Annotated in this window: 9 protein-coding genes; 4 read left to right on the forward strand and 5 right to left on the reverse strand. The window is 71.4% G+C overall.

Annotated elements, in window-relative coordinates; genetic code table 11:
- The 4 genes from AB0M83_RS47365 to AB0M83_RS47380 form a co-directional block, all read right to left on the reverse strand.
- Positions 1-252: hypothetical protein (locus tag AB0M83_RS47365; RefSeq protein WP_364529011.1), on the reverse strand; the 252-nt coding region annotated here is incomplete at its 3' end.
- Positions 249-1406 (reverse strand): EfeM/EfeO family lipoprotein, encoded by a 1158-nt coding sequence (locus AB0M83_RS47370; protein ID WP_364529014.1) that lies wholly within the window; start codon positions 1404-1406, stop codon positions 249-251. The genes AB0M83_RS47370 and AB0M83_RS47365, both read right to left, overlap by 4 nt.
- Before the next feature lie 193 nt (positions 1407-1599).
- Positions 1600-2382: a metalloregulator ArsR/SmtB family transcription factor gene (locus tag AB0M83_RS47375; RefSeq protein WP_364529017.1), complete on the reverse strand. Its 783-nt coding sequence runs from the start codon at positions 2380-2382 to the stop codon at positions 1600-1602.
- Between the two features lie 78 nt (positions 2383-2460).
- Positions 2461-2709, reverse strand: coding sequence for a hypothetical protein (locus AB0M83_RS47380; RefSeq protein WP_364529020.1), 249 nt, complete (start codon positions 2707-2709; stop codon positions 2461-2463).
- Here AB0M83_RS47380 and AB0M83_RS47385 point away from each other — a divergent pair.
- From AB0M83_RS47385 to AB0M83_RS47395, 3 genes are all read left to right on the forward strand, one after another.
- Positions 2702-3058: a hypothetical protein gene (locus AB0M83_RS47385; protein WP_364529023.1), complete on the forward strand. Its 357-nt coding sequence runs from the start codon at positions 2702-2704 to the stop codon at positions 3056-3058. The genes AB0M83_RS47380 and AB0M83_RS47385 overlap by 8 nt on opposite strands.
- 349 nt (positions 3059-3407) lie before the next feature.
- Positions 3408-4214 carry a hypothetical protein gene (locus AB0M83_RS47390; RefSeq protein WP_364529025.1) on the forward strand — a complete coding sequence of 269 codons (807 nt, stop codon included), beginning with the start codon at positions 3408-3410 and terminating at the stop codon, positions 4212-4214.
- A complete protein-coding gene (locus AB0M83_RS47395; RefSeq protein WP_364529028.1) occupies positions 4211-5983 on the forward strand; it encodes a serine/threonine-protein kinase in 1773 nt (590 codons plus the stop codon). Before AB0M83_RS47390 ends, AB0M83_RS47395 begins: the two co-directional genes overlap by 4 nt.
- On the opposite strand, the gene AB0M83_RS47400 is transcribed toward AB0M83_RS47395, so the two are convergent.
- Positions 5961-6383, reverse strand: a complete 423-nt coding sequence (locus AB0M83_RS47400) for a hypothetical protein (RefSeq protein WP_364529031.1) — start codon at positions 6381-6383, stop codon at positions 5961-5963. The genes AB0M83_RS47395 and AB0M83_RS47400 overlap by 23 nt on opposite strands.
- A 281-nt stretch (positions 6384-6664) precedes the next feature.
- Between AB0M83_RS47400 and AB0M83_RS47405 the strand changes: the two genes are divergently transcribed.
- Positions 6665-7249 (forward strand): AAA family ATPase, encoded by a 585-nt coding sequence (locus AB0M83_RS47405; RefSeq protein ID WP_364529034.1) that lies wholly within the window; start codon positions 6665-6667, stop codon positions 7247-7249.
- Positions 7250-7526 lie beyond the last annotated feature (277 nt).

A 7526-nucleotide genomic window follows, 5' to 3' on the forward strand; every position in this document is an offset into this window, starting at 1 on the left:
GCCGCACTGCGGGGTCGGGCGGTGCAGGCTCGCGCTGGTGGCCGGGTGCGGCGCGGTCTTGCGTGGCTGGCCGGCGCGGGTGAAGTCGCCGCACTGCGGGGTCGGGCGGTGCAGGCTCGCGCTGGTGGCCGGGTGCGGCGCGGTCTTGCGTGGCTGGCCGGCGCGGGTGAAGTCGCCGCACTGTGCGGTCGGGCGGCGCTGGCTCGCACCAGTGGCCTGATGCGTTGCATTCTCGCGAGGCTGGTCAGTCACGAAACCCTCCTCGGCTCGGCGATCGCGGCTATCGGGGCCAGCAGTTCCGTCAGCTCGCTCACGTCCGCGTTCAGCTTCTGCCTCTCCTTCTGCAGCAACCGGTCCAGTGGCGTCCAGCTGCCGTCCGGGTGGTGGGCCGCGTCCAAAGTGGTCTGGGTGCGGGTCAGCCACTTGTCCACTTTGGACAGATCCGCGTACCTCGGTGCCAGCAGCGGACGGAGCACGTCCAGCACCGCGCGGGTGCCGTCGAGGTTGGCGCGGGCCGTGGCCAGGGTGGTGCCGCTGCCGTAGTCCGTGCGGCCCGTCAGTTCGAACTGCAGCGTGTTCTCCATGATCTCGTGCGCGCGCAGGCCGAGGTCGTTGCCGTCGACCTGGCTGTCGGCGAACGAGGCCTGCAGCGCGCGGGCGTCCGTGTCCAGGCGGTCGGCCACCGGGCCGAGCGCGCCCAGGTCCTCGCCGTGCCACAGGCCCTGCTCGAGGCGGTGGAAGCCGGTGAAGCCCGCGTCGGACGGGCCGTCCGGGAGGCCGTCGGCGGTGCCGTTGAGCGCGCCGTCGGAGTCGCCGAACGCGTCGTACGCCGCGCCGAGGCGCTCGTACGTCAGGTGGGCCGTCAGCCACGCCGCTTCGCTCGCCGCGCGGTCGCCGCCGTGGACAGCGTTCTTCAGCGCGCCCGTGTTCGTGACCAGCTCACCGAGGCCCGTCGTGACGTGCTGCTGGTACGCCTTGAGCGGCCCCAGCAGATCGTTGTGCGTCACCGGCGCGACGCCGGGCCCGGTCCGCTCGGCCCCGCCACTGACCTGCACGGCCGGTCCGACGATCGCGCCGGCGTCCTCCGGGAGGCAGCGGAACGCGTAACTGCCGTTGCCGAGATTGACCTGCAGTGGCCGGGTGGTCGCCGGGCCGAGGCCCTCGACCTCGCCGTAGATCACCCCGGTCGCCGGGTCGATCAGGTCGACCTCGGCGGTCACCGAGCCGGTGTTGTGCAGGCGGAACGTCTGCGGCCCGGGCTTCGGGTCCGACCAGCCGGTGCCGCACGCCGAGCGCGACACCGCGATCTCCGGGTCGCCGGCGGAAGCGCTGTCCGGCCAGAACGCCACGACGGCTCCCGCCGCGGCGGCCACGACCACGGCCGCCACGATCCAGCGGCTACGCACTGACACTCTCCCCGTCACTCGATCGGACCATTCTCGGTCACGGATTATGCGAGCCTAACGCTCACAAATCCGCAACGGAGGACGCCGAGAGTAGGAAATTCACCGGGATTTTGACCAGGCGACCACGAAAGGGGGAGGATTCAGACGTTTGCCTGTGCCAGATCTGTCTGGTTCGGCGCGAAAGTCCGGTTGGTTACGCCGCGGGCAGCGGAGTTCCGGTTTCCAGCAGCGTCTTCAGGCTCGAGAGCAACGCGGGCCAGCCCTGGCTGCACATCGCCTTGACCGTGCTGTCCGGTTCGAAACCGTCGTGCAGCACCGTCAGCTTCACGGTTTCCCCTTGGGGTTCGAGTGTGAAGGTGACCTTCGAGCGGCCTTCCCGCTGCAGTTTCGCCAGCGTTTCCGGGGCGATGCCGTTGCGATCGGCCCATTCTTCGGTGAATGTGTGCCAGGTGTAGGAGAGCCGGCGGTAGGGGTCCGATTCGAGCACGACCTGATCGGGATGACTCGTTTTCGCGCCGCTTTCCGCCCAGACCATCGGCGAACCTTTCTTCCACTCGGTTTCGAACGCGACGCCCCAGTACTGCCGGGTGAACGCCGGTTCGGTAAGCGCTTGCCAGAGCTTTTCCGGGGTCGTGCTGATGTAGGTGGTGTAGGCGAATTCGTTCATGGGTTCGGACTCCAGGGCTCGTTTCAGATCGGCCAGCGCGCCGGCCCGCTGCCGGTCGAAGCGGGTCATCCAGCGCTCGGCGATCGCGTTGATCGGCGCGGCGTCGAGGTGGTGCAGCTTTTCGCGGCCGCGCCAGGTCGTCGTGACCAGCCCGGCCGCCTCGAGCACGGCCAGGTGCTTGCTCACCGACTGGCGGGCCATCTCCAGCCCCGCGCACAGCTCGCGCAGGGTCTGGCCGTTGCGCTCGTTCAGCACGTCCAGCAGCCGGCGCCGGCTGGGATCGGCCAGCGCCTTGAACACCTCGTCCATCGCGCCCTTCCCGAGAAATGCAGCCGTTCGGCTGCCTATGCACGATAGGCAGCCGAACGGCTGCATGTCAACCGGAGGTCAGCGGAAACGGATCGCCGTGATGCCCGCGAGCACGAAGAACACGAGGATGACCAGCGTCCCGGTCTGCCCGCCGGACGACCGCGTCACGACCTGGTCGACCGCGCCGGTCAGCCGCACCCCGCACTCGGCGACGACGGTGTGCCGTCCCGCCTCGATCCGCGTGAACTCGACCGGCGCGGTGAAGGCGCCGGAGCCGTCGGTGTAGGCGGAGCCGACCTCGACGCCGTCGGAGGTCAGGGTGACCATCCGGCTCGGCTGGCAGCCCTTTCCGGACGCGGACAGCTCGTCGCCGGGCTGGACGCTCGGCCGATCGAGCACCAGCTCACCCGGCTTGGGCTCGGTGCTGGTGGTCGTGGGGGTGCCGGGAGTGGTCGGCGTGGTGGACGACGGCGGCGTGGTCGTGGTCGTCGGCGGGGTGGTGCTCGTGGTCGGAGGCGGGGTCGTGGTGGTGCCGGGCCTGGTCGGGCGCGTGATCACGGGCGGTGGCGGGGTCGTGGTCACCGGTGGCGGCGGGGTGGTCGTGGTGACTCCGGTGACGACGAAGGTGCCGCTCGCGGTCTCCTTCTGGCTCGTGCAGGTCGCGGTCACCGTGTAGGAGCCCGGCTTCGCGCCGGCGGGCACGGCCGTGGCGAACGACCCGCTGGTCGCCGGGGCCACTTTCGAGCCGAGCGAGGTGCCGGCCCAAGTGAAATTGATGATCCGGCACACCGCGAAACCATTCCAGGAAATGGTGAACGAGCTACCGGCCTTTCCCGTTGATGGTGTCAAACCAACCGAAGGCGGAACTTGTGCGTTGGCGTTACCCGCGAACGTGAGCAGGAGTATCGCTCCGGCCACGGTGCCGAAAAACAACCGAACCACGAATCGCATTGGGACGTCCCTCCCCGGTGTGTGCTCGCTGTAGCATTCCGGACCAGTCGGATAACGCAAGTAGGGGATGCCCAATGGGACGTGTCATCGCGGCGGGGGTTGCGTTGGGTTTGTGCGGGGTGCTGCTCGGCGCGCCGGCCGCGTCGGCGCAGTCCGGATCCGGCTCGCTCGGCGTGCAGGTGTCGATCGACCGGCGGCCGATCGCCGACGCCACGGTCCCGATCGACCCGGCCAAGCAGGTCGAACTGCAGGTCGTGGCCACCAACTCCGGGACCGCCCCGGTGAAGGTGCGCAGCGTGCGGCTCTCCGGTGTCGCGCTCGCCCTCACCTTCTTCGCCTACGACACGACCGCGCCGTTCGAAGTGCCGGCGCGGGGCTCGATCACCCGGACGTTCGTGCTGGACCTCGGCGACCTCGCCGGACAGGCGACCGGGCTGCTGCCGTCGTCGGTCGAGCTGCTCGACGCCCAGCGCGCCACGCTCGGCGAGGCGACGACGGTCGCCGACGTCCGTGGCTCCTTCTGGTCGGTCTACGGCGTCTTCGGCCTGGCGATGCTCGTGCTCACCGTCCTGGCCTGGCTGGCCGCGCTGCTCGCGCTCGCCCGGCACCGGCTGGCCCCCAACCGCTGGCGCCGGGGCCTGCGGTTCCTGCCCGCCGGGTTCGGCACCGGCCTGGTCGCGGTGATCACGCTGTCGGTGCTGCGGCTGGTCCCGCCGGAGCCGGCGATCGAGATCCCGGTGGTGCTGGGCGCCGCGGCGATCGCGTTCCTGCTCGGCTACCTGACGCCGCACCCGGCGCCGCCACGGGCCGACAGCGAGACCGCAGGCAGTGACACCACCGTCCGGATGGCGATCCCGCCCACTCAGGAATTCACCCGATGAGCGCACCGGCCGAGCTGGTCGCCGCCCTGCCGCAGTACGACATCGGCGCCGAGATCGGCGAAGGCGGCATGGGGCTCGTCTTCGCCGGGACGCACCGGACGCTCGGGCGCAGCGTCGCGATCAAGCAGCTGCCCTGGGACGTGCTCAACCACGCGGCGAGCAGCGAGCTGTTCGATCGCGAGGCCCGTGTGCTGGCCAGCCTGGACCACCCGCACATCGTGCCGGTGTACGACTACGTCCGCACCGGCCGCGAGCACCTGCTGGTGATGGAACGGCTCGACGGCGGCACCGTGCACAGCCGGTTCCACGGCGGCGGCGTCAGCGGCGAGCAGGCGTGCGCGATCGGCCTGGCGATGCTCGCCGGGCTGCACGCGGCGCACCGGGCCGGCGTGCTGCACCTCGACGTCAAGCCGCGGAACCTGCTGTTCACCCTGCAGGGCGTGATGAAGGTGGCCGACTTCGGCATCGCGCGGGTGATCAGCGAGGGTGCCACGCTCGTCACGCACGGTGGCGAAATCCTCGGTACCCCGGCGTACATCGCGCCCGAACAGGCGATGGGCAACGCGCTGAGCCCGGCGGCCGACGTCTACGCGGCCGGCACGGTGCTCTACGAGCTGCTGTCCCGGCAGCTCCCGTTCGACAACACGCGGGGCGCGATCAGCATGATGCGCCAGCACATGTTCACCGACCCGCGGCCGATCGCGGGCGTCCCGATGCCGATCGCCGGCGTGATCATGCGCAGCCTCGCGCGTGAGCTCGACGCGCGGTATCGCGAGGCCGAATCCTTCGCGGCCGACCTGGCCGGGGCCGCGACCGCCGTCTACGGACCGGGCTGGCTCGAACGGTCCGGGGTGCCGGTGCTGCACCTGACGCCGCGGGTGATCGCCGGGCTCAACTCGCCCACCGCGCCGGCGCCGCCGGGGGAGGCGCGGACGCGGCCGGTCCGGCGGCCGTCGGGGCCGAACCCGACGCTGGTCGCGCCGAGCGGGTCGGTGGACGGCGGGCCGGCTTTCGGAGTGGCGGGCGACGGCTCCGGCCCGCTCGACGCCGGATCGGACCCGGCGCGTGGCTCGCAGGCCGCGGTGCTGTGGCTGCGGCTGGCCGCGGCGGCGGCCGCGATCGTGCTGGTCGTGCTCGCGCTGCTCAACCCGGAGCGGCTGCCGCACCAGGCGTCGCCGACGTTGCTGCTCGGCACCGAGCCCGTCACGGCGCCGGTCGAAGTGGACCTCAGCAAGCCGTTGACGCTGGCCGGCACCGGCAACCCGGGCCCGGTCTCGCTCACGCTGTCCGCGGCCGGGATCCCGCTCGGCTCGGCCGAGACCGACGCGAAACCGGCGGGCAACGGCTTCACCGCGCAGCTCACCCTGCCGGCGATCGCGCGGTGGGTGGTCGGCGGCGCGGTCACCGCGACGGTGCGGACCGGACCGGTCGAGCAGACCTTCACGCTGCGCACCAGCCAGCACCCGCTGGCCAGCGCGATGGGCGCCGGCAGTCTCCTCCTGGCGCTGTTCGCGCTGGCCTACCTCGAGTCCGGGCTGCGGACGATCCGCAACGGCCACCGCTGGCGCGGTGCGCCGGTCGGCGGGCCGGTGCTGGGCCTGCTGTTCGGCGCCGTCGCGTGGCTGTGCGTCGTGGTGCTGCGCGTGCACGAACCGGCCCCGGGGTTCGGCGCCGGGTGCGCGGTGGCGGGCGCGGTCGCGGCCGGGCTCGTGGTCGCGGCGGCGCGGCGCCGGGCGTCCACAGTGGTCAGTCGACCATCCGGACGGTGACGTGCGGGCTGTAGCTCTTGCGCCGGCTCCACCCGGTTTCGGCGCAGAGGCTCAGCTGGATGGCGCGATCGGCCGGCGCCCAGTAGCCGGTGCGGACGAAGTAGCCTTCCATCGTGTTCAGCGCGGCGAGCCGCTTGCGGGCCGAACACATCTCCCAGCCCCACTGCCGCCCGGTCTTCTCGACGCCGTTGCGCCGTACGGACACGCACGGGTTCCCGACCGCGCGGATGTCGGCATCACCTTCGGTGACGTAGACGACGCCGTCGATCTTGTAGAACCGGTTGTTGTCGAGCAGCGAGACCTGCCCGGAGAGCGTGACCCCGACCCGGCCACCGGCGTCGCCCGTGAGCGTCCAATCGAGACAGAATTCCTGGACCGGGAGTTCCAGCGACTGGGTCATGGCGAGTTCCCCTGTTCTAGCGGTGCGTCCTTCCAGAAGATAAGGAAATTCCGACCGTCGGGAAGAGGTCCGGACGATCTTCACCCGAAGCGGTTCCGGACCGACGAATGCTTTGCCGTGCATGGGTTTTCAGACCACTGGGTGACGCCGGGCACCGGTGGTGACATCCGGGCGTCTCTCCGGGTGGCGCCGGCCGCACGGTCGAGTCTGCTGGTGTTTCGATCACCCTCCGTGAGTTGAAGGTAAAGGAACCATTACCTTCGGCGCGGCGTTGACGGGGCATGAGCGAGACCACGGTGATCGAGCTGGGGCCCCGCGACCTGCTCGTGGTGGCGGGCCTGCCCGGCGCGGGCAAGACGACGATGCTCCGCCACGCCGCGCCCGGCCTGCCGGTGCTGGACTCCGACCAGGTCCGCGCCCGGCTGGCGGCGGTACCCGTGCCGTACCGGTGCTACCGGCCGGTGGTCCACGCGTGGCACCGCGCGCGAGTGGTGCGGCGGGCGCTGGCGGCGGGGCCGATCGTGGTCCACGAGCCGTCGACGCGGGCTTCGACCCGGGCGTTGCTGGCGCTGGTGGGAGCGGTCAGCGGCCGGCCGGTGCGGCTGTTGTTCCTGGACGTGACGGCCGCGGAGGCCCTGGCGGGGCAGCGCAGCCGGGGCCGGATCGTGCGGCCGCGGTCGTTCGCCCGGCACGTCCGGCGCGCGGGGAAGTGGCGCGAGGCGCTGCTGGCTTCGCGGGTTCCGGTGGGGTGGAGCAGTGTGCAGGTGATCGACCGGGCTCGCGCGGCGCGGACGCGGATGGTAGCCACGCCGCACCGGGCCGGCGCGGCGGACCCGGCTTTGTCGTTCACCAAGTTGGGGCGCTGACGTGCTCTGAAGGCCACCTTCAGGGAACTGGGTGCCCTGAAGGTGGCCTTCAGAGACTTCGGCTGGACTGCTGAGCGATTGGTGCCGGCGCTGTCGCCGGGGGCTGGTGGCGCGAGTCGGGGTGCTGGCCGGGGCGAGCTTGGAGTGGCCTGGTTGACGGGGGTGCGGGGCAGGGTCGGTCGGAAGCCCGGCGCCCATCGAGGCGCGCACGGGGAGTCGGATGCAGTGAATGACTCATTCCTGGCACCGGACGCCAGGAATGAGTCATTCACTGCAT

This window comes from Amycolatopsis sp. NPDC051106 (assembly GCF_040682775.1).
In the GTDB taxonomy this organism is placed as follows: domain Bacteria; phylum Actinomycetota; class Actinomycetes; order Mycobacteriales; family Pseudonocardiaceae; genus Amycolatopsis.

What these genes read in the sequence shown, in the direction of transcription:
- AB0M83_RS47400 (WP_364529031.1), bottom strand. Translation starts at nt 6,383, where the DNA reads ATGACCCAGTCGCTGGAACTCCCGGTCCAGGAATTCTGTCTCGATTGG.
- AB0M83_RS47395 (WP_364529028.1), top strand. Translation starts at nt 4,211, where the DNA reads ATGAGCGCACCGGCCGAGCTGGTCGCCGCCCTGCCGCAGTACGACATC.
- AB0M83_RS47390 (WP_364529025.1), top strand. Translation starts at nt 3,408, where the DNA reads ATGGGACGTGTCATCGCGGCGGGGGTTGCGTTGGGTTTGTGCGGGGTG.
- AB0M83_RS47375 (WP_364529017.1), bottom strand. Translation starts at nt 2,382, where the DNA reads ATGGACGAGGTGTTCAAGGCGCTGGCCGATCCCAGCCGGCGCCGGCTG.
- AB0M83_RS47405 (WP_364529034.1), top strand. Translation starts at nt 6,665, where the DNA reads ATGAGCGAGACCACGGTGATCGAGCTGGGGCCCCGCGACCTGCTCGTG.
- AB0M83_RS47380 (WP_364529020.1), bottom strand. Translation starts at nt 2,709, where the DNA reads ATGGTCACCCTGACCTCCGACGGCGTCGAGGTCGGCTCCGCCTACACC.